This window comes from Paenibacillus sp. FSL H8-0104, assembly GCF_038050215.1.
Classification (GTDB): domain Bacteria; phylum Bacillota; class Bacilli; order Paenibacillales; family Paenibacillaceae; genus Paenibacillus; species Paenibacillus amylolyticus.
The window spans coordinates 2600940-2625780 of record NZ_JBBOTC010000001.1 but is presented as its reverse complement, the minus strand read 5'-3'; the positions used below and the strand labels follow the sequence as shown (position 1 = coordinate 2625780).

The window sequence follows — 24841 nt, the reverse complement described above, 5'->3', positions numbered from 1 at the left end:
ATGACTAATTCAGTGGAACAACATCGCCAGGAAGCCCCTGACACGGTATCGTGCATGATTGTTACAGTGTCTGACACACGAACTAAAGACACCGATACCAGTGGCCAGCTCATGCACCAGCTTTTGAATGAAGCGGGTTATCAGATTGTTGAATACATCATCACACCAGATGAGACGGAGAACATTCGAAGCATCCTGCAAGATGCAGCTGTTCGTGATGATATTGAAGCCGTGTTACTTAGCGGCGGAACAGGGATTGCACCCCGAGATACAACTTATGAAGCAGTATCCTCATTACTCGACAAGGAACTCCCGGGCTTTGGTGAGATCTTCCGTTTTCTCAGTTACACCGAAGATATCGGTTCCGCTGCCATCCTGAGCAGAGCCGTCGCTGGAACGATTGGACGAACAGCCGTATTCTCCATGCCGGGTTCCAAAGGAGCCGTCAAATTGGCCATGGAAAAACTCATTTTGCCCGAGCTGCGGCATGTGATGCGTGAAATATATAAACCCGTCTGAAAGATCAGACGGGTTTTTCGGGTTTATTTTTTAGCTGTACGGTAAGGATTGAAAGTTTTCTGTGCTCCCATCTTCTCTTACCTTAGTTGCCCCAACACATGTTGGAACACCTGCATAACATCCTGTTCATACTTGTCCTTTTCTCCACCGGAAGCTGTATATACGAGTGAGACGTACCCTTTGCTACGAATCGTTGTCCGGCCAAGCGCATTCTCCAAGACAGCCTCATCACGATTCTCACTATACATTTGTTTCATGCTGGCCGCCCGGGTTGTCGCATCACTGAAAATATGGACTTTCACGATGTGTCTGCCACTTCCATTCAACAAATACATATAAGAGATCCCGCCATGGTCGTCATCGGCAGACATGTTATTCATAAGTTGAATGCCTTTTGCTTCAAAACTCTTACTGATCTCACTCACCAATTCACCGTTTAATCCGTGTCCTTGACTCTGTGCCCGCACATTTCCTTCATCCGTCGCTTCGCGCGTGTAGACCTTCCGCTCCTGCTCAATGGATGATGCCGAACAAGCCGCCAGGGACCAGACACTCGTGATCAACACACCACTTACAAGTACCGACTTCATTGTTTTTCCAACCAGACTTCGCCCTTTTCTAGCAAACCACATGCCAATCCTTCCTTTCCAGCCACGTGTGCTGTGACCCAATCAGGTAGAATTAGCATGTCTAAGGACTTAGAATCTTATGCGGATGGCAGATCTGATATTGTATTGACCACCGTACGACCCACTGCACCACCTTGGAGTATCGTCTCCAGCGTAAGAGGCAATTGATCTAGAGAGATCTCCCGGATTCCCAGTTCCAGCGCGCGCTCTGGTTTCCATTCTCCGCCGAGCAGTTTCCACAATCGTTCCCGACGTTCCATCGGACAATATACAGAGTCTATACCAACAAGCTGGATGCCACGCAAAATAAACGGAAGTACCGTGGATTCAAAAGCTGTGCCTCCAGTTAACCCGGATACCGCTACCGCACCTCCGTATTGAATCTGTTTCAATCGCTCCGCAAGAGCCGGTCCTCCTGTTGGATCAACAACTCCCGCCCATAGCTGTTTCCCCATGGCTCCTTTAGCTGGAGCATCAGCTTCTTCACGAGTAATAACCTCTGAGGCGCCCAAGTTTCGGAGCAATGACTCCTCCTGATCCTTCTTGCCTGTGCTGGCTGTTACTTCAAAACCAAGTTTCGCCAGAATGGCAACTGCCATACTGCCAACACCACCCGTTGCACCCGTAACCAGAATCTTGCCCATCTCCGGTGTCACTCCAGCCTGTAACAGCGCATCTACCGAAAGTGCAGCCGTAAAACCTGCAGTTCCAATTGCCATGGCTTCTTTCTCATTGAGACCCGGTGGCAGAGGCACCAGCCATTCACTGCGCAGACGAGCATACTCGCTGTACCCTCCGTAATGGGATACGCCAGGTTCAAATCCTGTACTGATAACCCGATCTCCTGGTGCAAAACGTCCACTGACCGACTCCTCTACCGTTCCTGCCAGATCAATTCCCGGTACCATCGGGTACTCACGAACGACACCGCCTTTGTCAAGGGTAGCGAGTCCGTCTTTATAATTGACACTGGAATACTGCACCTGTACCGTTACATCTCCATTTGGCAGATCTTCCTTCTTCAATTGCTCTATAGCAGCTTTCACTCCGCCCTGTTCTTCTTTACGGACCACATATGCGTTAAAATGGTTTATCATCTATAGCCACTCCTCTTTTGGATTTTATATATTTTTCCATTAAGCACATGAATTGTTCGCATTCAGGCTTAACGGCTCCGTTTACCTATGGAATTCTTCAAATATTGATGATCAAACTCTGTCTCTCCTGAGCGTCAACAGATAGATTAGTGGACCCACAATAGGGATGATGCCTGCCGCGGTCCAAGCTGCTGAACGTCGACTCACTTTAGTATCCCTGTATATCGCAATCATGGAAAGTAAGGTCAGCAGTACAAAATCAATCGTCATGATATGTACAAAGGCAGATTGATTGAATGCTTCCATATATACATCCGGATGACCTTGCGTCACGGCATAGAATGCTGCCCCCAGCGTTAACAGCAGAAGGACTACATGCGTCAGCTTGTGGGCTGCTACCCGTCCAATTCCCGACTCCCGCTGACGACCAAAATGTAAGTTTGCGTAACCCGAAGCTCTATTTGCGGATGATGACCATGCATAATAGGGAAGAAGGGTAAAAGCACCCAATCCGAAAGAAAGTATAACAAAAGGCCAAGCCGGTACACGGCCACCTCGTTCTTTCACAGATGTTCTTAACAGCATACAGGCATAAACTGCCGGGAAAATACCTAACCACGAAAATACCGTAAGTAACCAGGGCTCTTTGCTTTGCATTGTAATCAGTTCTTTGAATATCGGATCACTTCCAGGTGACTGCCCCGGTGCCAACAACAATGCATAGGCAATAAAAGCGATCCAGACCAGTCCTAATATCCATCTCATGTCTGCACCTCCTCTTACTTTCATCCCCTACAGCTACGGGATTGAAACAATGCGATGCAGAATTTGGCGGCTCCTGCGCTTTCCCGAGAAATAATTACTACTTTTCCCCTACAACCTCTTGAATTGGGCATGACTATTTCCAGTATAGCCTGTTACCATGGCAGTCTGTCCATGAGATTTCTTACATCACTGGTCCACCTCATCGGGATCATATAGAATAACGTCTATCAACTGTCGACGTACTTTCACAGAAGACAGAACGCGTATAGCTGAAATTACTTCTTGCGATCATCGAATTGTTCAACTCCGCTAAGAACGTATACATTTTATAGGCATCAAAAAGGCATAAGCCAGTATACCTCACTGGTTATGCCTCTCTGTAATTCTTATGTGTGAATTATTCCTCTGTGGATTTCACATGTTCCGCAATGAGCTTCTGCTTCATATTCCATGCCGCAGGGCTGATGTTCACACGGTAGATCTCCGGGTTGAGCTTCCGTTGGTATTCAGGCCAGAAGAGGTTCATCTGTTCCCGGTGGTACGCCCGAATCTCATCCAAATTAGGCAGTTCATACACTTTACGTCCATTCACAAAGATTGGCTCCAGCATATTCACCGCTTCGTAGCGGGTAACCGTCTTTTTCAGATAAGGGTGTAGCGGGTTGAACAGCTTGAGCGGTCCGCCCTGTAGCGGCTGCTCTTCCTCTGGATAGCAGATATAATCTGCAATCGCTTTGCCATGTTTCGGATCAATGATCCGGAACACTTCCTTTTTACCTGGAGTGGACACCTTTTCAGGATTGGCAGATATTTTGATCGTAGGCAGCATGGCACCGTCCACTTCACGCTCCACCAATTTGTACACTCCACCCAAAGATGGCTGGTCAGAAGCGGTAATCAACTGTGTACCAACACCCCATGTATCAATCCGTGCTCCTTGAGCCTTTAGGTTGAAAATCGTGTTTTCATCCAAATCATTAGATGCAACAATTTTCACATAATCCAAGCCAGCCTCATCCAACATCTGACGTGCCTGAATCGACAAGTACGCTAGGTCACCACTGTCGAGACGAATGGCATTCATCTTTTTGCCTTGGCTCTCCAACTTCTTGGCTGTCTTGATGGCGTGAGGTACTCCACTGTTCAATGTGTCAAAGGTATCAACCAACAGTGTAACCTGATCAGGCAACACTTTGGCATACACGTCAAACGCCTCCTGTTCGCTCATAAAGCTCTGTACCCAGGAATGGGCATGAGTACCTGCTGTTGGGATTCCGAAGCGCTCTCCGGCCAGCATATTAGACGTTGCATCGAAGCCTGCTACATACGAGGCACGTGCGCCCCAGATGGCAGCATCCGCTTCCTGCGCACGCCGTGTGCCGAATTCGAGCAACGTATCCTGTTGTGCTACCTGTTTGATCCGCGAAGCCTTGGTTGCAATCAACGTCTGATAATTCATGAAGTTAAGTATCGCCGTCTCCACCAATTGAGTCTCCATAATGGAGCCTTCTACCCGAATGAGCGGTTCGTCAGGGAAAACAATTGCACCCTCCTTCATGGAATGAATCGTCCCCTGAAATGAAAACTGGAGCAACTCTTCCAGAAAGACCGGATCGTAATTTTCCTCTTGTTTGGATAAAAATTTGATGTCGTCCATCGTAAACCGAAGCTGGCTGATATAGTTCACAATACGTTCCAATCCGGCAAATACCGCATATCCGTTACCAAAAGGAAGTTTACGGAAATAGGCTTCAAATACCGCCTTCCGCTTGTGAGTACCATTCACCCAATGGGCGTACATCATATTGATCTGATATTTATCCGTATGTAAAGCCAGGCTAGTTGTCTGCATTTGTCTCATCCTCTCTGACTTCCGCTCGTGCCCCCAGATTTCATCTGTGAACACGGGTTAACATATGGAGACTCATTCTTCATGATTCTGTTCATCCGTATTAAACAAACAAGTCTCCCGTAAAAAACTCTATACACCATTCACCACATTCATCCGGTTCCTAACATGGAGTCAACCAAACATGACTATGGAGTAAATTAAGCCAAGACTGTCTCGCTCGCCTTAACCACCGAAGCACCAAGGCTGGAACGAAAATGTCCAAGTGCCCACTCATGCCCTGCCGGATTGAAGCTGGCAACGGCATCTTCGTATACCGTAATATGAAAACCTTTATTGTAAGCGTCCACTGCGGTATGCAATATGCAAATATCCGTGCATACCCCAATCAGTGCAATATCCGTAATACCACGTGCACGCAGTCTGAGTTCCAGATCGGTCCCACAGAATGCACTATATCTCGTCTTATCCATCCACTGTATATCTGTTTTCCGTTCTTCCATCACTCGGGCAAGACGACCATATAACTGTCTTCCCTCCGTATTTCTGATGTTATGAGGTGGGAAAAGTACAGTCTCCGGGTGATACGGATCATTTTCTTCGTGTAGATCCACAGCCATGATTACCTCATGTTTGTTCTTACAGTAGGCCTCGGTTACAGCTGCAATTGTCTCTTCGATCTCTACTGCCGGCTGACCTACAGGCAAAGAACCTGTCACAAAATCCTTCGTAAAATCAATGACAATCAGTGCTTTCATCGTCAACACTCCCTTAGCCCAGAAATGGTTGATCCTGATTCAATCAGATTGACACATCTACACCTTATTACGTGTAGATGGACAGGCGTGGTACGAGTTCTGTAAAACGATATAACTGCGCCGGACGCTGCGAGTACTGGTTGGAACTCACCAGGTTCCCCTCTTCATCTCTTACTTCTTCCACAATGCCTTTACGGCTGCGGGTAGACGTAATCTTGCGAATGAAGTTTGGTTCTTCAAAATCCGGTACAACACTTTGAATAACCTGATATAATTCACTTAATGTAAAATCACGTGGCAGGAACTGACGAGCAATCGTCGTTTCCAGCATCTGCTGTTGAATACGTCGATAAGCATCTTCAATGATTGTTCTGTGATCAAAGGCCAGTTCCAGTTCTTGCAGCGCCTCCTGAATCGTGAACAACCCAACATCCTCAGCATCATCTGCCGCTTGGCGTTGATCCAGCATCCATTCTTCTACAAGCGCGAAAAATGCGTGTGAGATAATCCAGCCCCTCGGGTCACGACCCGGCTGACTGTATACATTCAAGTATTCCAGATGTCCACCGTCTACACCTGTCTCTTCCATCAACTCACGCTTCGCTGCACCGTAGATGGATTCATTCTCCTGACAAAATCCACCGGGTAATGCCCATCTGCCTGCAAAAGGCCAGCCTTTGCGCTTGATCAGCATCACTTTCAGTTCCCGAATGGGAAGTGTCTTCGTCACCGTCTTGCGCTCCCGCTTGGTTAAGGTGAACATAACGATATCCGCAGGAACACCATCGGGGGTACGATATTTTTGGGAACTATAAGCACGTGCTGCTTGTTCGTCGCTCTCTGCATTAAAGTGTTCGTAGTTTTCGCTCATGGGCACCACCGACTATTTTCATTTTGATAATTTCATTATGACATAATAATATCTTTTGTCAACCGCAGGATTCATGCGTTACGTTCTCGGGCGTGCTATGCGGAATGTCGCCGTAGCCATACATCCCAACGTGCCCGACGCATCACGAACCTCAGATTGAGTCGTAACACTGCGTCCTGCTTGATGCAGTACCGTAGCTGTCACCGTTAATTCCCCTTGTTTCATTGGTGCAAGAAAATGTACGTTCAGATTTGTTGTCACACAGCCATCCACTTCCATTGCTGCTGTTGCAACCATACCCATTGCCTGGTCCATCAGTGAAGTCAATACACCCCCATGAATGATCCCCATGGAGTTGGTATGATGTTCGCCTGCTGTCAACGCGATCTGTACTTCTTTTCCGTCTCCTTTAATATAACGACAACCTAGAAATCCCCAGAATCGTCCGTCTCCGTCTTCCACCATTTTGTCCAAAATACTCATTATTCATTTCTCCTTTATTCACTGTACGTATCAAGCTCTCTTGATGTCATGTGCCTTTATCATTAAAAATCAGCTACGCCACACAAAATAACCCCACAGCGTGGAGCTTTGCTTGGAATTATATTCCGAGTACTTGGCGATAGCCACTCCACGTTAACAGTTATGTAATGTCAAAAAAGGCGCGGACAGCGTCCGCACCCTTCCGTCATTTAACCGCAACTGGTCGGAGGTGAATCCGTTCCAGCCTCCACGTTTACTTTTTCAGAAACCGTATCCCGGATTACAGAGATCACTAGTTGAAGTAAGTAGTTGATGTCGCTCTGGCTCTGCTGGAATTCCGTAACCAATGGAATACTGTCCAGTTCGCTTTGCAGATCTTCAATTTCCTGTTCAATTTTGCTGACCATCTCCACATTTTTGAAGCTTTCAAAAGCAACAATCTCTTTTTGTTTTTTCTTGATCGTTGCAATCAACTGCTGGATGCGCTCATGATCCCGAATTTTGGTTTCAGCCTGTTGAAACTGTCTAACTTCCTCACTCGTTCCGAGCATATCAGCCAATTCTTTGGCTTTTCCCATAATGTCGTCGCGTATGACCAGATTGCGCGTATCGTAGGTTGGCATTCCATAATGGTTGTACTGCACTTCTTCCTGCGCCACTGAAATCGCTCCATTCTATGAGATGATATAAGATGAAAACTCACTGTTGCACTAAGTTCAGCTGACTGCTGAGTGACCGCTGCGGTGTCGGATCGTTCTTTTGATCGCTGTTGTCTCCGAATTTTTTCGATTGAGATTGTTCAAGGTTAATATTCGGAGACAAAGGCGAACGCTTCGCTTCTACAGAATCGATTCCGTCACCTTCGCTACGCTCGGCGTAACCCCGCTAAGTGCAAAAAATCATTCATCTTATTTGTGTGTGTGTATTACTGATTGGCAGCTACCGGCTCGGAGAGCAGGTTGCCCCGAATATAAAAAGTCATCGGATCGGTGATTTCCACTTGTACGAAAGTACCGATCAAATCTTTAGGTCCTTCAAAATGCACCAGCTTGTTGCTGCGTGTACGTCCTGCCAGAACTTCGGAATTCCGTTTGCTCTCGCCTTCAACGAGCACTTCAACGATTTTACCGCGTTGCTCTTCATTGCTTCGGTGGCTGTATTCGTTGATCGTTTCGTTCAAGCGCTTCAAACGTTCCTTCTTCACTTCCATCGGTACGTTGTCTTCCATCACTGCAGCCGGTGTACCTTCACGCGGGGAATAAATAAAGGTATAGGCAAAATCATACCCTACTTCACGGACAAGGGAAAGTGTATCTTCAAACTGTTCTTCCGTTTCCCCCGGAAAACCAACAATAATATCCGTTGTCAACACAACATCCGGGATGGCCTTTTTAATTTTGTCAGCCAGCTTCAGATAGTGTTCCCGGTTATACTTGCGGCTCATACGTTTGAGTACTTCTGAACTGCCAGATTGCACCGGAAGATGAATGTGCTCCACCAGATTTCCGCCCTTGGCCAGCACTTCAATCAAGTGGTCATCAAAGTCACGTGGGTGACTGGTTGTAAAACGTACTCTTGGAATATCAATTTGGCGAATGGCATCCATCAAGTCACCAAAACTGTAGTTCAGGTCGGTGAAGTCCTTGCCGTACGCATTCACATTTTGACCAAGCAGCGTGATCTCCTTAAAGCCTTGTCGTGCCAAATCCCTAACTTCGGCAATGACATCTTCAGGACGACGGCTGCGTTCTTTGCCCCGCGTAAACGGAACGATGCAATATGTACAGAACTTGTCGCAGCCATACATAATATTCACCCAGCCGCGCATACCCTCACGTTTCTTCGGCAGGTTCTCAATAATGTCGCCTTCCTTTGACCATACCTCAACAACCATTTCTTTGCTGAACAACGCTTCCTGGATTAGATGTGGCAGTCGATGCACGTTATGTGTACCAAAGATCATATCCACAAAGCCATGCTTCTGCATGATTCGGTTGACGACGCCTTCTTCTTGGGACATACAACCGCATACGCCAAGTAACAATCCCGGACGTTCGAGTTTTAGCGTTTTGAGGTGACCGAGCTCACCAAATACTTTATCTTCCGCATTTTCTCGTATGGCACACGTATTGAGCAGAATAATATCAGCTTCTTTGCGATTCTCTGTAGCCTGATATCCCATAGACTCAAGGAGTCCTTTGATGGTCTCCGAGTCATGCTCGTTCATCTGACATCCATACGTATATACAATATAGTGTTTACCTTTCCCTATGTTTTTCAGCTCATCGGGAACGGCATTTTCGTAAAGCACCTGGACGTCTTCCTTGCCCCGCTGTTTCTCCTGACGATGATTGGGTTCCGATTTGATGTTAATCTCACGGCCCCGGATTCTTATCTTTTTGCTGAATTCATCTTGCGAAATTACTTTGGCATCGGAGAAATCAAAATATTGGGAGTAATCCTTTTTTGAGTCTTTAGCCATTTCCTTCGGTCACTCCTTACAGCCTCTATTAATAAAAAATCGTTCATTCATCCCTGTTCCACATGAATATCTTGCTTGGAACATTAAAAGAGCATTACAGCAAATTATAGCATGAATTGGGCTGTAGTTCCACATCCAAAGCGCATCTCCCTTCGTCTAATCCGAAACATGCCATGCTCAGAAGAACACTCAGAAAACACAAAAACCTGAGCCTTGCCATCAGGGCTGGTAATAACCGGCCCCTGTTGGCTGTGCTCAGGTTTAACTGTTATTCAGACCGCCATAATTGGGGGCTGAGGCTATTACATGTAATTAATCGATGATTTCAGCAGTGTCGCCATTACGAGCGCCAGCAGCGTTAGCTTCATCTGTATCAATATGCATGTCCAGTGCAAAAGAATCGGATACACGAGCCAGTACATTTTCCAGTACCAGACCACGATCTCCACCCAGACGAACTTTCAACATTTGTTTGTCCTCGATACCCCATTTAGCAGCATCAGAAGTATGGAAGTGAATGTGACGAGCAGCAACGATAACACCTTTATCAATCGTTACTTCGCCAGCAGGACCTTTAATTGTGATTCCTGGTGTACCTTCAATGCTTCCAGATTCACGTACAGGTGCTTTAACACCAATCGCAAATGAATCTGTCATGGAGATTTCCAGTTGCGTTTCAGGGCGAACAGGTCCAAGGATACGCACTTTATCAAACTGTCCTTTCGAACCAATTACCGCTACAGTTTCGTTAGCAGCGTATTGGCCAGGCTGGGACAGAGGTTTAAATTCAGTCAGTTCATAACCTTTGCCAAACAAAATTTCAACGTGCTCTTGGGATACATGAATGTGACGGGCAGATACGCCCACAGGTACTGTTTTACTCATTGTAAATTCACTCCTTGTTTATCTATGGCCTGTACTCAGGCTCTTAACAATCCAATGGTATTATACCCCTTTTTGGAGTGAAATGAAAACGAACTGGTGAAAATTCATGAAATACACTTATTTCACCATCATTCCCCTCCTTTATTTGGAAAACAAGTTTCAATTCAACACATTCAACGCACACACCAGTTCACTATTTCATGGAATTCCCCTTCATCTGCATCTTCGGATTGCTCTCTGGCAAGTGTTCCCCCAGATAACTCATCGCATTCCCCCACAACCAGCCGCGCACTAAATGTTCATCATAATGCTTGAGCAGGATTTCCGTCAGTCTCGGATAATGTCCTGAATGTTCAAGTTTCTGAATATACGTTGAAATCCCATCAAAATCAGACCCCATCATCAGGTGATGTTGCCCGCCCAGAGAGCAGATCTCCTCAATATGAGGCAGCAGATCTTCTATACGTACAACACCCTCCTGCTTTACAAACCAGGGTACAAACGTCAGTCCAATCCGCCCTTCCCGGGCAATGATAGCCTGAATCTGATCATCTTTCAGATTACGCACATGGGGACATACGCTGTAGCTGTTGGAGTGGGAGGCGATAAAAGGACGTTTACTCAAGTCAGCCAGTTCCCAGAACCCTTTCTCTGTCAGATGTGACACGTCGAGCAGCATTCCGATTTCATTACACTGGCGCACCAGTTCCTTCCCCTTCTCGGTCAGACCTGCTCCACGCTTCTCCATTACTCCGTCAGCCGCCCAATTGGCATAATTCCACGTTAGTCCAATAATTCGAACGCCCATCTGATAACATAACTCCAGATAGAACAGGTTGCCCTCCAGGCCATCCACACCCTCCAGTGTGATTAACCCCCACGGACCCTCTGTTTGCCCCACCTGAGCCACCTGTTCACGCCATAACAACGTCTGTGTGCCGCCAGGCCGCTCCTGACTTCTCTCCACACGTCTACGATAAATCTCCAACTGCCCCATCACATGTTCAAACTTGCCTCTGCCAAGTACTTCGGGTAAATAGATCGCGAACGCCTGCAACCCTACATTCCCCTCTTTCAAACGTTGCAAGTTCACATCCAGTTGTGGAGCATCTTGGAATGAAAGAGCAGGCTGCATCAAAATTTTGCTCAGTGCATCACAGTGAAAATCAGCTACACGCCAATCAGACATGGACATCTTAAACCCTCCTCAATATGTGATTGCAAAAAACGCAAAAAAACCTGTCTACATCGTAAACAGGTTCAATGCATACTGCATGTATTATCTGGGCTCCACAATCAGCTTAATGGCCGTTCGGTCCTCGCCGTCGATCACAATGTCTGTAAAAGCTGGAATACAAATCAGGTCAACTCCGCTTGGTGCTACAAATCCCCGGGCTATCGCTACCGCTTTAATGGCTTGGTTCAGTGCTCCCGCTCCAATTGCCTGCAGTTCAGCATTTCCACGTTCACGAAGAACCCCTGCAAGAGCGCCGGCTACAGAATTAGGATTGGACTTTGCTGAAACTTTTAATACATCCATGGTAAGTACCTCCCTGGGAATGTTGAAAGTTTGTTTCCACTTACTAGATGTTATTCGCGGGAGGCAAAAAAATTCCTTCTTTTTAGACGGGTTTCCCTGCAAATTGGGACAATACCCCTATTCCATGCGCCACTCGTCCTCCATCAGACGAATTTTTTCGATGCGTGTTGCCGCACCTGTGGCTTCATCAATTTCAACAAAAACACCATGGAAGTGCCATTTGCCATCATCTACAACAAAACGTACAGGTAGCTGGGTGTAGAACTTACGCAGCACGGCCTCACGCTCCATGCCCAAAATGCCGTCACGAGGCCCTACCATGCCTGCATCCGTCAAGTAAGCTGTTCCTCCAGGCAAAATCCGATCATCATTACTCTGTACATGCGTATGTGTACCTACAACGAGAGACGCACGTCCATCCAGATGCCATCCCATGGCAATCTTTTCTGACGTTGCTTCAGCATGCATATCAACTAAAATACATTTATGGTCTTGGCGCAGCTCATCTACAATTTCATCAGCTACACGGAATGGACAATCCAGAGCAGGCAGGAACGTTCTTCCTTGAAGATTGACAATCGCCAGCTCTTTCCCTTCGCCTTTGACAACCGTGTACCCTCGTCCTGGTGTGCCTGGTGGAAAGTTCGCTGGACGAATCATGCGGGGCTCATCATCTATAAAATCAAAAATATCCTTATTGTCCCAAGTATGATTACCAAGTGTAATACCATGTACACCCCAGTTGAAAAACTCATTTGCGATTGCGCCGGTAATGCCGCGACCTGCTGCCGCATTTTCACCATTCACAATCACTACATGTGGCTTATACTTCGATTTCAGATACGGTAAATTTTCCTTTAATGCCTTACGTCCCACGTTGCCTACAATGTCACCAATAAACAAAACTTTCATTGATTACTGCCTCCTCAATTCCTGCAAAGTCCTCTTACTTCAAATGTTGAACCTTTGCAGGACTCTATCTCATGCTCCATGATGTGTAGTTGCCTTTAACAGGCTATCAACAGGAAAAGTGGCCCACTACTGCGGCCACTTTTCCGTAATGCTCTATTTTGCGTATTCAACCGCACGGGTTTCCCGGATGACGGTGACTTTGATGTGACCCGGATAGTCGAGTTCATTCTCAATCATCTTCGTGATGTCACGGGCTAAGCGGAATGCTTCAGCATCATCGATCTTCTCAGGCTGTACCATAACGCGAACTTCGCGTCCGGCCTGAATGGCGTACGATTTCTCGACACCTTCGAAGGATTCTGAGATTTCTTCCAGCTTCTCCAGTCGTTTGATATACGTTTCCAGCGTTTCGCGGCGTGCGCCTGGTCTTGCTGCGGAGAGCGCATCTGCTGCGCCAACCAACATGGCAATGACCGAAGTCGCTTCGCAATCTCCGTGATGGGACGCGATACTGTTGATTACAACCGGATGTTCTTTGTATTTCTTCGCCAGTTCCACGCCAATTTCGACGTGTGATCCTTCCACTTCGTGATCCAGCGCTTTACCGATGTCATGCAATAGACCTGCACGTCTTGCCAGAGTTACGTCTTCTCCCAGTTCGCCAGCCATCAGTCCAGCCAGATAAGCGACTTCCATGGAATGTTTCAAGACGTTCTGACCGTAACTTGTACGGAACTTCAACCGGCCCAAAATTTTGATCAGATCCGGATGCAGACCATGCACGCCCACTTCAAAGGTAGCTTGCTCACCGTATTCACGGATGCGCTCATCCACTTCTTTGCGGGATTTCTCAACCATCTCTTCAATCCGTGCCGGGTGAATACGTCCATCAGCCACCAGTTTCTCCAGGGCAGTACGGGCGATTTCACGGCGAATCGGGTCAAAGCCCGACAGAATAACAGCTTCTGGCGTATCATCGATAATGAGGTCAATCCCTGTAAGGGTTTCAAGCGCACGGATGTTACGTCCTTCACGACCGATAATCCGGCCTTTCATTTCTTCATTTGGCAGGGTAACAACAGATACCGTTGTTTCCGCTACGTGGTCAGCCGCACAACGTTGGATGGCGAGTGTAATAATCTCGCGGGACTTTTTGTCCGCTTCTTCCTTCGCTTGTTGTTCAATGTCCTTGATCATTTGAGCCGTCTCATGACGAACTTCCTGTTCTACGTTGGACAGTATGATACTGCGTGCGTCTTCCATGGTGAGGTTGGATATACGTTCCAACTCTGTCACCTGGTTTTTGTAAATCATTTCGATCTGCTGCTGAGTCTCATCAATTCGTTTCTCTTTGTTAGCCACTTGCTCTTCTTTACGTTCGAGTGATTCCAATTTTTTATCCAGCGACTCTTCTTTTTGCAACAATCGTCTTTCTTGTCGTTGAATTTCATTCCGACGTTCACGAGTGTCTTTTTCAGCTTCAGCGCGAATGCGATGGATTTCATCCTTCGCCTCCAGCACCGTTTCTTTCTTCAGTGCTTCTGCCTCTTTCTTCGCGTTCTCCACGATTTGTACGGCAGCTTGTTCCGCACTAGAGATTTTAGCCTCTGCAAGAGATTTGCGAATAAAATATCCTACTCCGAACCCAATGAATAGCGCGGCTGCAACGAGAGCGATCGTGATTGCAATTTCCATACTGTTCACCTCCTCGTTGGTTCCTCCAAGGCATTCCTTGGGTCAATTTGCAGTTTTCAAACCTTACATATGTTTGGGAATAACGAATACTCACGGCGATCCCCCGCCGATTTTCATTTCACATGTACATGTTTCCACGTACTATTCACTGTTTCCAGCGAACCCATAATTAAGAATGGTATAAATCTTAAGAAACCGAAACCGCTTTTTTGGAAGGAAAAAGGGTTGTCCATTTCTTACAGACTCATGTCCATTTTAGTATTTGACGAAAGAAATTGTCAAGAGAATGCAGTATAGAGACTCTAGTCTGCTAATCCCATAACAACGCTTCGTCATCTTCAGGGTCCCCAGCCTCATCTTCTTCAATTAAACAATTCACGACCCGGCGCACCATATCCATTGAAAAACCACGTCTCATTAGGAAGGGAAGCGTTTTATTTTTCTTCTCTTTGACGTCCCCTTTGACCTGATTCCATTTTTTTCGTCCAGCACTCAAAGCAGTCTCAAATTCCGCATCTGTACTTATCCCTTCTAGTGCCTCAACAATGAGATCATTGGCAATGCCCTTTTGACGCAGCTCTTGCCTTATCCACAGTTTTCCCTTCCGCTTGCCCTCCATACGCTGTCTTGTCCATTCCTTCGCAAATAGATCGTCATCCACCAGGTTCTCCCGCTCAAGCCGATCCAGCGCCTCTTCAATCAAAGGTGCAGCAAACTCCTTCTGACGAAGTTTCTGACTTAATTCATGGCGCGTACGTGGCTTATGCTCCAAAAAACGCAGAGACTGTGCATACGTCCGCTGTCGCTCATCAGCTAGAATGATATCTTCCAGATCCTTCTTCATAAACGTATTACCTTGAGTCATCCTGTATTTAATCATCACATCTTCAAGAACCGTAATGGAGTGGATGCCAAAAGTGATTCGATAACGAGCTTGCCTGCTCTTCGTTCGTTCTACACGTGTAATAATAAGTTCTTCGTTGTCCGGAAATTGGGATAGGCCGTCCTGTTCTGCTTCTTCATATAAATCCTCGTCATGTTGATCCATTCTGGTCTCCCCTTTCATAACATTTTCATTCTGACTACGCCAAGCACATCTTCACATAAGACAAAAGAACACCAATAATACAAAAGACCGGGAACTCTGCCCGGCCTTTACTCCACAGTTAGCGTGCTAACAGCCCCTGTCCATTGGGACAGGGGCTGTTAGACAGCACGAGTACTCCCACTACAATCCATTATCCAGATTGATCCAAGCTCAATCAGATAAGTTTACGGAGTCCAGTGGGGAACACCCTCAGGGTCCTCCCTACAAGAGAGGTTTTGAGAGATTACTCGTTGATTTCAAACAATTCTTGTTCTTCTGCTGCTTCTTTTTGTTGCTCTTCACTCGTTGGCGCAGGAACTGCAGTAACCAAGTTACTGGCTACACGAATTTTTTGTTCAATGATGTCAGCAATATCTTTATGCTCTTTCATGAACTGCTTTGCGTTCTCACGGCCTTGTCCTAAACGCTCGCCTTCGTAGGAGTACCAAGCACCACTTTTATTAACGATGTCCAGCTCTGTACCAATGTCAATGATACTGCCTTCTCTCGAAATACCCTCGCCATACATGATATCCACTTCCGCTTGTTTAAACGGAGGTGCCACTTTGTTTTTCACAACTTTAATACGAGTACGGTTACCAATCATGTCATTGCCTGATTTGATACTCTCAATACGACGCACATCCAGACGTACTGTGGAATAAAACTTCAGAGCACGACCACCAGGTGTTGTTTCCGGGTTACCAAACATAACGCCGACTTTCTCACGAAGCTGGTTAATGAAAATTGCGATTGTTTTGGATTTGCTGATTGCACCAGACAGTTTACGCAGCGCCTGAGACATCAAACGCGCTTGCAAACCAACGTGTGAATCGCCCATTTCGCCTTCAATCTCTGCTTTTGGAACCAATGCGGCTACAGAGTCAATAACGACGATATCTACTGCACCACTGCGTACAAGAGCTTCTGCAATTTCCAGCCCTTGCTCACCCGTATCTGGCTGAGACAGAAGCAATTCATCAATATTAACACCAAGTTTGCTTGCGTACTGTGGGTCAAGAGCATGCTCGGCATCGATAAATGCAGCTTGTCCACCCGCTCTTTGTACTTCAGCGATAGCATGCAATGCTACGGTTGTTTTACCAGAAGATTCAGGTCCATATATTTCAACAATACGGCCTTTAGGCAAGCCGCCTGTTCCTAATGCAATATCCAAAGCCAAGGAACCGCTGGGAATAATTTCCACATTCATATGAGTGGACTCACCCAGTTTCATGATGGATCCTTTACCAAATTGCTTCTCTATTTGACGGAGCGCCATATCAAGCGCGGCACGACGGTCTGACAATAAGCTCACACCCTTTACTGTTTATAAGATAATGATACCTTGTTTTAACACGTTTGCCAAGCTTTTTTTCGAACATACATTCGTTTTTTTTGTAAAGGCCGAGGCGCCTCTTCCTCAAGGAAACTTTCCATTAAACAGAAAAAAGAACCGTAAACAAGGCTGTAAAGCCTAATTCTACGGTTCTTCCGTCTTCCTTAATTATACTTGCTTGGAACTGTAAATGCAATCGAAGCTATTAACTAATCAATCCATCGCCACAAGTTTTTGCCATAAGCGATAGAGAATCGCTTTGGCTGAACGAATGCGAACCGTCTCGCGATTACCATTAATACGCAGCTCATGAATTTCCGTCTCTTTTCCACGTTCAGCAAGAGCGATGAAGACAAGTCCGGGTGGTTTGCGTTCCGAATATCCCGGTCCAGCTACACCGGTAACAGCCAAGCCAAAATCAGCATCGCCAATCATGCGAATCTGCTCAGCAAGCACTTTTGCAACCTCAGGACTTACCGCCCCAGGTGCATCTTCACCTTCCAGATAATCATGAGGCACATTCAGCAGCTTTTCTTTAATTTCATTGGAGTAACAAACAATTCCACCTTTGAGCATTGACGCACTTCCGGGTATAGAGGTCAGACTTTGCATGACAAGCCCTCCTGTACAGCTCTCAGCAGCGCTGAGCGTCAGCCCCATGTCAGACATCATGGTTACAATCGTGTACTCTATAGGCACATCCTCGTTCGCGTAGAGATGTTCTGTCAAACGCTCCCGAATCTGAACCTCCATCGCATCCAGCTTCAGCTTCGCCTCTCCCTCACTCGCAGCCTTTGTGGAGACGCGTACCGTAACTTCGCCTTCGCTCGCGTAAGGAGCAATCGTAGGGTCTGTCTGCGCGTCAATCAGATCCAGAAGTCGATCTTCCAGAGCAGATTCACCAATACCTGCGAATTTGAGCATTCGGGAATAGATCGGCATCTCTTCTGTGAGTACATGCTGGAACAGCCAAGGTTTGACTTCCTGTTCAAACATTGGAATCAACTCTTTAGGTGGTCCAGGCATCACAACATAATATTTGTCATTGTCAGAAATCGCATTTCCTGCCGCAAGGCCCGTTTCATTGGCCAGAGGTGTTCCGCCATCAATAACGATCGCCTGACGTCGGTTATTCTCTGTCATATCCACATTACGATCTCTGAAAAAGCTCTCAATTTTGTCCATTGCCATTCGATCTGTATGCAGTTTCCGGTTAAGAACAGCTGCGAGCGCATCCTTGGTCAGATCATCTTGGGTAGGTCCGATGCCACCGGAAAATAAAATAACGTCTGCACGGCTCTGCGCAATGCGAATAGCTTCACTAAGTCGGTTCAGGTTATCCCCAACCACCGTTTGGAAATATACATCGATCCCCATCGCAGCCAATTCACGGGATAGGTATCTGGCATTGGTATTGACGATTTGTCCAAGCAGTAGCTCTGTGCCAACTGCAATGATTTCTGCCTTCATTGAGCATCCTCCTGTACACGTGGTGAGTGATCAAAGGGCAATAGGATAATTTCCTATTGCCCCTGACCCAATGCTTCCTTCATGATTACCCATTTAAGAACAAACCATTATGCTTTTGTTAAATGAAGCAAATTTTTGTTTTTGATAAAGTAATCGATACCCGACCAGATGGTAATAAGCGCTGCTGCCCATACCGCGATAATATCGACGTGAATACCCGTGTATGAAAACGGGAAATTGTTCAACAGCAACAGCACAATCGCCACAATCTGCACTACAGTCTTCAGCTTGCCCCAAGCACTAGCGGCAACAACCGAACCATCCAGCAATGCAATTTGACGCAAGCCGGTAACTGCGAATTCACGACTAATAATCACAACTGCAATCCAGGAATCCAGCTTGCCCATCTCCACAAGCGAGATCAAAACTGCAGTAACCAGCAACTTGTCTGCGAGTGGATCGAGCAGTTTCCCCAGATTGGTAACCATGTTATTTTTCCGCGCAAGGTATCCGTCAATTCCATCTGTGCTTGCGGCGATGATAAAAATAACAGCAGCAATCAGTTGATTATACGGAAGCGACAAGCTTCCAAGCTGCAACGGCTCTGGATAAAATGGAAAATCCACGAGCAGGAACACCATCAAAAAAGGGATTAAGCAAATTCGTGCAAGCGTAATCCGGTTGGGTAAATTCACAAGACGCCCTCCCTCATATCCTCCATTACTCCAAACAATCATCATAATCCCGTTATCATCATCCGGAACATGAAATGTACAGTTTCAATGTCAATCCATATTAACATGATCCCACTATGTAGAAACGCAAAAAATAAAGTCAACCGCTCAAAAGCAAAACGCTTTAAACGTTCCGGTGACTTCCAGAAGATGTACTGCTTTTCACAAAGTCAGCAAACGATGAGGACTGGACTTGATGCTTGACTGCCAGCAATGCACACTTAGTATAATATACGCCCAATACCGTGTCAAAAAACACTTTTGCTACAAAAAGGCCTTATTACTTGAAATTTGTATATTGCAAATCCAGAGGCAGGTTAGCACCATTTAGCAACTGCATGACAGCTTGCAAATCATTTTTACTCTTACCAGTTACCCGAAGTTGATCTCCCTGAATCTGACTCTTCACCTTCATCTTGGAGTCCCGAATCAGGATATTGATTTTCTTGGCGATGTCCTGATCAATCCCCTGTTTAAAATTCAAACGCTGGCGGACTGTACCAGAAGACGCTGGCTCTACCTTTGCGTAATCAATGTTTTTCAATGGTAGACCACGCTTCGCCATTTTGGATTGCAGCACTTCAATGACAGCCTTGAGTTTGGTCTCATCATCAGATACGATCGTTAACGCATCCTTATCCAGTTTCAGGCTGCTCTTGCTGCCCTTGAAGTCATAACGAGCGCCAATTTCTTTCTCGGTTTGTGTAACGGCATTTGTCAGTTCTTGCAAGTCCATTTTGGACACGATATCAAATGAATTTTCTGAGCTCAAACCAGTCACCCTTTCAGTTAATCGTATGTTCTGTAACATTATAGAGGATACCTTAAGCAAAAGTCTAATTTCAAGCTGTTTTACACAAAGAAAAAAGCATTTTTGGCTTCCACTTCAAGTGGCTGCCAAAAATGCTCGCTGGTTTAGCTTCCAACCTAATAGCGGCTGCGGTTGGGCTGTCTGAACATATCGAGCACACCCAAAAGTACATGTGCAAGTCCAAAACCCAATATTCCGTAACCCCAAGCACTTGGAGTCAGGTAATAACCCAGGAGGCTGACAATGATCCCTAAACCTGTTACGATCCAGCTGACTGTCACAGCCATCCACCTCACTTCACCAAAAGTTAACTGCAAGTTAAGACACGATTATTGTCTCCTGCAGTTGACCCGGTTATTCGCTACCCGTGGTACCTCCTGTACCATCCGTTGATCCATTTTCAACACCTGTGGAAGTAGTACCACTACTGTCTTCACCAAGCTTCAAACGGATCCGATTGGTCGCCTTGCCATCCGTTACAACTTGCCCGCCAACTTCAATCGTGGTCGCTGCAGCGTAACCAGACTTAATATACATGCCTACACTATCCAACTCAAAGGTATAGCTGTCACCTTCGGCTGTGTTACCATACTCCAACTTCTCTCCACTGGAGTTTTCGCCTTTATACACTTCCAGCCAGCTATTACCTGTTGCTTTGATCGTAACCGTTACAGGTTGCCCTGCACTACCGTTAACTTTAAAGTTCGTAATATTCCCTGATTTCCCATCTTCTGCAACAGTCACATTAGACGGTGAATTGTCAGTTGGTTTTTCCTCAGTTTCATCCGTCTGTCCGTCCGTTTGGCCATCAGTTTGACCGTCCGTCTGTCCTTCCGTGTCTGTACCGCCACCGTTACCGCCAGCGTCGCCCTCACCAGTACCGTCAGTACCTGAGTCTGTCGCAGGCGGATTAGATGCCTGTCCGTTGTCGGCAGGTTGATCCGGTTTGTCCTCAGGCTGTTGTTGACTGTCTGTAATTTTGACCTGATCAAGACCCGGATTATCTGATTCATCACCATTGTTATACACCACGTATACATACAACAGTACTACGATCAAAACAGGGAATGTCCACATCAACGCGACAGACATCCACCGATTACTACGCTCAACCGGACGGCTGGAACGCTTCTGAATAACCGGTTCCATCGTTGCTTCCGTCTCTTCTTCGGGTACGTCTTTTTTGTGTCCCTCCAGCAGCTCATCAGGGTTCAGTCCCACGGTCTCCGCATAGGTTTTGATGAAAGCACGCACATAGAAGCTACCCGGCAGCACTTTATAGTCTCCTGCTTCTATGGCCTCCAGATACCTCTTGCGAATTTTTGTCATTTCCTGTACATCGTCAAGACTCATCCCTTTTTGCAGCCGGGCCTCCCTTAACTGCTGACCCAGTTCAGACATGCCATCTCCTCCTTATGTTTATCTCTTGAGTTGTTGCTAATCTATTCCATGATTCCGTACGGTTCCTTACAATTCATCGGTGTAGCTAGCCGTAAACGTATCATAAATAATCTCTTCATTGGGAATGTTACGCAATTCAATAATAATATCAAAATCATTAAAATCATATTCGGATTCCTGTACAAAAATATCCGGATGTTCAATAACTTTGGTGCTAGGCATGGACATAATATCCTGCAACAGGTTGTAATGCCGCTCACTGGAACGAATCGTACTTACAATTCCGTCAATGATGAAGACATTGTTTGGGTTCAATTCGTCTTCGGACATTTGACTCCTTATCGTCTGACGAAGAAGTGTGGAGGAAACAAACGTCCATCGCTTCATTGCACATACGCTGCCCGCAATAATAGACTCCGTTTTGCCAACACGAGGCATTCCGCGCAAACCGATGACCTGATTGCCTTCCCTCTTAAATACTTCACCCAAAAAGTCCACAAGTAACCCAAGTTCATCTCGTGTGAAACGAAATGTCTTGCGATCATCCGAGTCACGGTCAATGTATCTGCCATGACGTACGGCCAAAATATCCACCAATTTAGGTTGCCGCAAAGCCGATACGGTGATGCTGTTTACTTTGCCAAGCATTTCACCAAGCAAACGGATTTTTTCATCATCATCCGATTCAAGCAACATGCCTCGAGTTTTGCCTTCAACACCGTTAATGGTCAATATATTCACTTCAAGCATCCCCAGCATAGAGGCAATATCGCCTAACAAACCGGGCCTGTTCTTATGTATTTTATATTCCATGTACCATTGTTTAGATTCCATTTCAACACCCCGTAATGCATTATTCCCCATTATTCGACAGCAACAGAACATATCCACTGGACAACAATCTGAGACATCTTCTAAAAATGGGTCACGTTAATGATATATAAAATGAAAATGAATTACAAGAACAGCTCTGTAATCCGTTTGTAATCATTAGAGAAAAGCCCCCTTGCGGGAGCTCTTCATCTGTAATCTTATGCGTTTTGTTTGGCCAATTTGACCATCAGGCACGCAATCGTACGACGCTCATCAGCATCGCCGACATCCCATAACTCTTTCAATGCCCGGTTGGAATGGTTCGCCGGATCGACTTTCTCATCAAGGAAGTCGCCGATTTCATACGCAAGTTTGTTGATGGTTTCTTCACTCATCCCCATCTTCTCTGCTTGCAGTACGCGGTCACCCAGGAACTTCTTCCATGTGTCAAAACTGGAGAGCACTGTTTTTTCTGTTGACATGATAAATCCTCCTTAGATGACGCATGAGATTTAAAATCAACAGTTGTAATATGTGCTTTCGAGGCATTTTATATACGAGCATTTTGAAAATAATCCGGAAAGACGACTGCTTCTCAGCAACCTTCACCTGGTTCGTTCACAGCCAGTCAAGTTTTCTTGCTTTTTTTACGTTAACCAACCGCCATTTGGACTGATGATCTGCCCATTGATATAACCCGATTCAGGGAGGGCCAAAAAATAAACCAATGATGAGATTTCATCAGGTTGAGCAAGTCTTCCTGCCGGAATTTCCTCTTCCAGCATCTTCAGTTCACTCTGATCCAGATGGTTCAGCATGGATGTTTGAACGGCACCAGGAGCAACGGCATTTACGGTTACTCCGGAAGGTGCGAGTTCTTTCGCAAGCGCTTTGGTGAATGCATTCACCCCACCTTTGGTTGTGGAATACAGCACCTCACAAGAAGCACCAGACAGTCCCCAGATCGACGATACATTAATGATCCGTCCGTACCTTTGGGAGATCATGTGAGGCATCATTTCCTGTGTACACATAAACGTGCCTTTGAGGTTAATCGCCATCACTTCATCCCAGATCTCCTCTGTAACATCAGACAACATCCCATAGTGCGAGATTCCTGCATTGTTCACAAGGATATCTGGCATGAGATTGTGCGACTCCAGCTTCTCACGCATACGCTCAATCTGTTCCCGGCTGCGAAGATCCGCAGACACGGTCATGATTTTTCCACTGCCTTGTTCCATGCACCGTCTGGCGGCTTCATTCGCTGCTTCATGCGATCTCATATAGTGTATAACAACATTCATTCCCACTCTGGCAAAGCGTTCTGCGATAGCCGCTCCGATGCCACCGCTTGCGCCAGTTACCAGTACAGTCATTTCCCCGATTGCCTTCAATTGTCCCGTTCCCCTCTCCATATCACGGACTCACGACTAGCGATACAGCCAGATGATCCCACCGAATATGCTCTCTCAGTCTGAGATTTACATCTTCCAGTGTAATCGATTCATAGAGCGGCAGCATATTGAAAAAATCACCGCCACGGAATTGCTGACGTGTAAATTCATGCGCAATGTTCTCCGGAGAATTGAGCATACGCAAATATCCGCCTATTTTCTTTTTGCGTGCACGTTCAAAATCCGTGGATTCGAACCCTTTTTCTACAATGGCATCCACTTCTTCACGTATACGCGCGAGCAGTTGATCCGGGTCTTTTGTATCACCACCAATGGCTGAAAAAGCATATTGCGGCGAACTGTTATACTCATGTCCAAAGCTGTCCGAGATCAGATCTTCATCGTAGAGCTTCTGAAATAATCGTGTGCTTGAGCCAAACAAAAGGTCCATCATCAGCTGCGTTGTCATATCTCGCCGTAACAATTGTTCCCCGGTAAGTCCAACGTCCGTCTCCTTGAATCCAAACAGACATTTGGGCAGTGAAACAGCCAGTTTCGCTTCCCGTCTGGCTTCTCCTACCTGCTCAGGCTCCGGTTCGAAGAAACGTTGAATGCTCCCCTGTGGCTTATAATCCTTCTGCTCCTGGTTCGATCGAACCATATCAATGACTTCTTGTGGATCTACACCACCCACCACAAACAAGAGCATATTACTCGGGTGATAGAAGGTGTTATAACACTCATATAACATCTCTTTGGTAATCGTACGGATGGATTCCACCGTTCCTGCAATATCGATATGCACCGGATGTTTCTGATACATGGCTTCGATCAATCCAAAATAAACACGCCAATCCGGATTATCAGCATACATGTCAATTTCCTGTCCAATAATGCCTTTTTCCTTTTCCACATTTTGATCCGTGAAGTAAGGATTTTGCACAAAGTTGACTAATGTTTGTATATTTTCATTCACATATTCAGTCGCTGAAAACAAATAAACCGTCTGATCAAAGCTCGTAAACGCATTAGCTGAGGCACCGTGAGACGCAAATGTTGCAAAAATATCGCCTGTTGGTTCTTCAAACATTTTATGCTCCAGGAAATGAGCAATCCCATCCGGGACCTTCACTTCTTCCTGCCCCTCAACCTGAAAATGATTATCCACCGATCCATACTTGGTTGCAAACGTAGCATACGTTTTCTGGAACCCCGGTTTAGGCAAAATATAGACATGCAGTCCGTTATCCATTACTTCGTAATATAGTGTCTCCTGCAAATGCTCATACCGAATGCTCTCCACC

At 46.1% G+C, this 24841-nt stretch carries 26 protein-coding genes; 1 reads left to right on the top strand and 25 read right to left on the bottom strand.

Annotated features, from left to right (window positions below; translation table 11 throughout):
- Complete coding sequence (locus tag NST38_RS11900; RefSeq protein WP_036609234.1) at positions 1–519, top strand: MogA/MoaB family molybdenum cofactor biosynthesis protein; 519 nt, start codon at positions 1–3, stop codon at positions 517–519.
- 77 nt (positions 520–596) lie between these two features.
- Here the strand turns inward: NST38_RS11900 and NST38_RS11895 are convergent, their stop codons facing one another.
- The 25 genes from NST38_RS11895 to yfmH all read right to left on the bottom strand — a co-directional run bounded on the left by NST38_RS11895 (position 597) and on the right by yfmH (position 24840).
- Positions 597–1151 carry a hypothetical protein gene (locus tag NST38_RS11895; RefSeq protein ID WP_076249791.1) on the bottom strand — a complete coding sequence of 185 codons (555 nt, stop codon included), beginning with the start codon at positions 1149–1151 and terminating at the stop codon, positions 597–599.
- 74 nt (positions 1152–1225) lie between these two features.
- Positions 1226–2245, bottom strand: a complete 1020-nt coding sequence (locus NST38_RS11890) for an acrylyl-CoA reductase family protein (protein ID WP_036670422.1) — start codon at positions 2243–2245, stop codon at positions 1226–1228.
- Positions 2246–2356: 111 nt separating this feature from the next.
- Positions 2357–3010 carry a hypothetical protein gene (locus tag NST38_RS11885; RefSeq protein WP_036670421.1) on the bottom strand — a complete coding sequence of 218 codons (654 nt, stop codon included), beginning with the start codon at positions 3008–3010 and terminating at the stop codon, positions 2357–2359.
- A 397-nt stretch (positions 3011–3407) separates the two neighbouring features.
- Positions 3408–4862, bottom strand: a complete 1455-nt coding sequence (locus tag NST38_RS11880) for a nicotinate phosphoribosyltransferase (RefSeq protein WP_036609243.1) — start codon at positions 4860–4862, stop codon at positions 3408–3410.
- A gap of 197 nt (positions 4863–5059) precedes the next feature.
- Entirely contained in the window at positions 5060–5617 is a 558-nt protein-coding gene (locus NST38_RS11875) for a cysteine hydrolase family protein (protein ID WP_036670420.1), read from the bottom strand.
- 67 nt (positions 5618–5684) lie between these two features.
- Entirely contained in the window at positions 5685–6488 is an 804-nt protein-coding gene (locus NST38_RS11870) for an NUDIX hydrolase (RefSeq protein ID WP_036609248.1), read from the bottom strand.
- A 78-nt stretch (positions 6489–6566) separates the two neighbouring features.
- A complete protein-coding gene (locus NST38_RS11865) occupies positions 6567–6971 on the bottom strand; it encodes a PaaI family thioesterase (RefSeq protein WP_036609249.1) in 405 nt (134 codons plus the stop codon).
- A 209-nt stretch (positions 6972–7180) separates the two neighbouring features.
- Entirely contained in the window at positions 7181–7594 is a 414-nt protein-coding gene (locus tag NST38_RS11860) for a RicAFT regulatory complex protein RicA family protein (RefSeq protein ID WP_197997748.1), read from the bottom strand.
- Between the two features lie 302 nt (positions 7595–7896).
- Positions 7897–9453, bottom strand: a complete 1557-nt coding sequence (miaB, locus tag NST38_RS11855) for a tRNA (N6-isopentenyl adenosine(37)-C2)-methylthiotransferase MiaB (RefSeq protein ID WP_036609253.1) — start codon at positions 9451–9453, stop codon at positions 7897–7899.
- 312 nt (positions 9454–9765) lie between these two features.
- Positions 9766–10338 (bottom strand): phosphate propanoyltransferase, encoded by a 573-nt coding sequence (gene pduL, locus NST38_RS11850; RefSeq protein ID WP_017689107.1) that lies wholly within the window; start codon positions 10336–10338, stop codon positions 9766–9768.
- Positions 10339–10531: 193 nt separating this feature from the next.
- The gene (locus NST38_RS11845) at positions 10532–11533 is read right to left on the bottom strand and encodes a dipeptidase (RefSeq protein ID WP_370511404.1); all 1002 of its coding nucleotides are present in this window, start codon (positions 11531–11533) and stop codon (positions 10532–10534) included.
- Positions 11534–11617: 84 nt separating this feature from the next.
- The gene (locus NST38_RS11840) at positions 11618–11878 is read right to left on the bottom strand and encodes a stage V sporulation protein S (RefSeq protein ID WP_007430104.1); all 261 of its coding nucleotides are present in this window, start codon (positions 11876–11878) and stop codon (positions 11618–11620) included.
- A gap of 117 nt (positions 11879–11995) precedes the next feature.
- Entirely contained in the window at positions 11996–12790 is a 795-nt protein-coding gene (locus NST38_RS11835; RefSeq protein ID WP_017689109.1) for a TIGR00282 family metallophosphoesterase, read from the bottom strand.
- Between the two features lie 153 nt (positions 12791–12943).
- Complete coding sequence (gene rny, locus NST38_RS11830; protein WP_036670418.1) at positions 12944–14485, bottom strand: ribonuclease Y; 1542 nt, start codon at positions 14483–14485, stop codon at positions 12944–12946.
- A gap of 310 nt (positions 14486–14795) precedes the next feature.
- A complete protein-coding gene (locus NST38_RS11825) occupies positions 14796–15533 on the bottom strand; it encodes a regulatory protein RecX (RefSeq protein WP_074094594.1) in 738 nt (245 codons plus the stop codon).
- 283 nt (positions 15534–15816) lie between these two features.
- Positions 15817–16881, bottom strand: a complete 1065-nt coding sequence (recA, locus tag NST38_RS11820; RefSeq protein ID WP_036609261.1) for a recombinase RecA — start codon at positions 16879–16881, stop codon at positions 15817–15819.
- Between the two features lie 243 nt (positions 16882–17124).
- Positions 17125–18381 carry a competence/damage-inducible protein A gene (locus NST38_RS11815; protein WP_076249792.1) on the bottom strand — a complete coding sequence of 419 codons (1257 nt, stop codon included), beginning with the start codon at positions 18379–18381 and terminating at the stop codon, positions 17125–17127.
- Positions 18382–18488: 107 nt separating this feature from the next.
- Positions 18489–19076 carry a CDP-diacylglycerol--glycerol-3-phosphate 3-phosphatidyltransferase gene (pgsA, locus tag NST38_RS11810; RefSeq protein ID WP_017689114.1) on the bottom strand — a complete coding sequence of 196 codons (588 nt, stop codon included), beginning with the start codon at positions 19074–19076 and terminating at the stop codon, positions 18489–18491.
- Between the two features lie 319 nt (positions 19077–19395).
- A complete protein-coding gene (locus NST38_RS11805; protein ID WP_036609266.1) occupies positions 19396–19887 on the bottom strand; it encodes a YajQ family cyclic di-GMP-binding protein in 492 nt (163 codons plus the stop codon).
- A gap of 155 nt (positions 19888–20042) precedes the next feature.
- Positions 20043–20213 (bottom strand): hypothetical protein, encoded by a 171-nt coding sequence (locus NST38_RS11800; protein WP_017689116.1) that lies wholly within the window; start codon positions 20211–20213, stop codon positions 20043–20045.
- A gap of 67 nt (positions 20214–20280) precedes the next feature.
- The gene (locus NST38_RS11795) at positions 20281–21327 is read right to left on the bottom strand and encodes a helix-turn-helix domain-containing protein (protein ID WP_076249793.1); all 1047 of its coding nucleotides are present in this window, start codon (positions 21325–21327) and stop codon (positions 20281–20283) included.
- A 66-nt stretch (positions 21328–21393) separates the two neighbouring features.
- On the bottom strand, positions 21394–22161 hold the full coding sequence (locus NST38_RS11790; protein ID WP_036609270.1) for a DUF3388 domain-containing protein: 768 nt from the start codon (positions 22159–22161) through the stop codon (positions 21394–21396).
- Positions 22162–22358: 197 nt separating this feature from the next.
- Positions 22359–22622 (bottom strand): DUF3243 domain-containing protein, encoded by a 264-nt coding sequence (locus NST38_RS11785; RefSeq protein WP_017689119.1) that lies wholly within the window; start codon positions 22620–22622, stop codon positions 22359–22361.
- A gap of 165 nt (positions 22623–22787) precedes the next feature.
- Positions 22788–23558 carry an elongation factor P 5-aminopentanone reductase gene (gene ymfI / locus NST38_RS11780; RefSeq protein WP_076249794.1) on the bottom strand — a complete coding sequence of 257 codons (771 nt, stop codon included), beginning with the start codon at positions 23556–23558 and terminating at the stop codon, positions 22788–22790.
- A 1-nt stretch (position 23559) separates the two neighbouring features.
- Entirely contained in the window at positions 23560–24840 is a 1281-nt protein-coding gene (yfmH, locus tag NST38_RS11775; RefSeq protein WP_076249795.1) for an EF-P 5-aminopentanol modification-associated protein YfmH, read from the bottom strand.
- Position 24841 lies beyond the last annotated feature (1 nt).

Excerpts from the sequence above, each read along its gene's own strand:
- NST38_RS11900 (WP_036609234.1), top strand. The coding sequence starts at position 1 with ATGACTAATTCAGTGGAACAACATCGCCAGGAAGCCCCTGACACGGTA.
- NST38_RS11895 (WP_076249791.1), bottom strand. The coding sequence starts at position 1,151 with ATGTGGTTTGCTAGAAAAGGGCGAAGTCTGGTTGGAAAAACAATGAAG.
- NST38_RS11890 (WP_036670422.1), bottom strand. The coding sequence starts at position 2,245 with ATGATAAACCATTTTAACGCATATGTGGTCCGTAAAGAAGAACAGGGC.
- NST38_RS11885 (WP_036670421.1), bottom strand. The coding sequence starts at position 3,010 with ATGAGATGGATATTAGGACTGGTCTGGATCGCTTTTATTGCCTATGCA.
- NST38_RS11880 (WP_036609243.1), bottom strand. The coding sequence starts at position 4,862 with ATGCAGACAACTAGCCTGGCTTTACATACGGATAAATATCAGATCAAT.
- NST38_RS11875 (WP_036670420.1), bottom strand. The coding sequence starts at position 5,617 with ATGAAAGCACTGATTGTCATTGATTTTACGAAGGATTTTGTGACAGGT.
- NST38_RS11870 (WP_036609248.1), bottom strand. The coding sequence starts at position 6,488 with ATGAGCGAAAACTACGAACACTTTAATGCAGAGAGCGACGAACAAGCA.
- NST38_RS11865 (WP_036609249.1), bottom strand. The coding sequence starts at position 6,971 with ATGAGTATTTTGGACAAAATGGTGGAAGACGGAGACGGACGATTCTGG.
- NST38_RS11860 (WP_197997748.1), bottom strand. The coding sequence starts at position 7,594 with ATGCCAACCTACGATACGCGCAATCTGGTCATACGCGACGACATTATG.
- miaB (WP_036609253.1), bottom strand. The coding sequence starts at position 9,453 with ATGGCTAAAGACTCAAAAAAGGATTACTCCCAATATTTTGATTTCTCC.
- pduL (WP_017689107.1), bottom strand. The coding sequence starts at position 10,338 with ATGAGTAAAACAGTACCTGTGGGCGTATCTGCCCGTCACATTCATGTA.
- NST38_RS11845 (WP_370511404.1), bottom strand. The coding sequence starts at position 11,533 with ATGTCCATGTCTGATTGGCGTGTAGCTGATTTTCACTGTGATGCACTG.
- NST38_RS11840 (WP_007430104.1), bottom strand. The coding sequence starts at position 11,878 with ATGGATGTATTAAAAGTTTCAGCAAAGTCCAATCCTAATTCTGTAGCC.
- NST38_RS11835 (WP_017689109.1), bottom strand. The coding sequence starts at position 12,790 with ATGAAAGTTTTGTTTATTGGTGACATTGTAGGCAACGTGGGACGTAAG.
- rny (WP_036670418.1), bottom strand. The coding sequence starts at position 14,485 with ATGGAAATTGCAATCACGATCGCTCTCGTTGCAGCCGCGCTATTCATT.
- NST38_RS11825 (WP_074094594.1), bottom strand. The coding sequence starts at position 15,533 with ATGGATCAACATGACGAGGATTTATATGAAGAAGCAGAACAGGACGGC.
- NST38_RS11815 (WP_076249792.1), bottom strand. The coding sequence starts at position 18,381 with ATGAAGGCAGAAATCATTGCAGTTGGCACAGAGCTACTGCTTGGACAA.
- NST38_RS11800 (WP_017689116.1), bottom strand. The coding sequence starts at position 20,213 with ATGGCTGTGACAGTCAGCTGGATCGTAACAGGTTTAGGGATCATTGTC.
- NST38_RS11795 (WP_076249793.1), bottom strand. The coding sequence starts at position 21,327 with ATGTCTGAACTGGGTCAGCAGTTAAGGGAGGCCCGGCTGCAAAAAGGG.
- NST38_RS11790 (WP_036609270.1), bottom strand. The coding sequence starts at position 22,161 with ATGGAATCTAAACAATGGTACATGGAATATAAAATACATAAGAACAGG.
- NST38_RS11785 (WP_017689119.1), bottom strand. The coding sequence starts at position 22,622 with ATGTCAACAGAAAAAACAGTGCTCTCCAGTTTTGACACATGGAAGAAG.
- ymfI (WP_076249794.1), bottom strand. The coding sequence starts at position 23,558 with ATGGAGAGGGGAACGGGACAATTGAAGGCAATCGGGGAAATGACTGTA.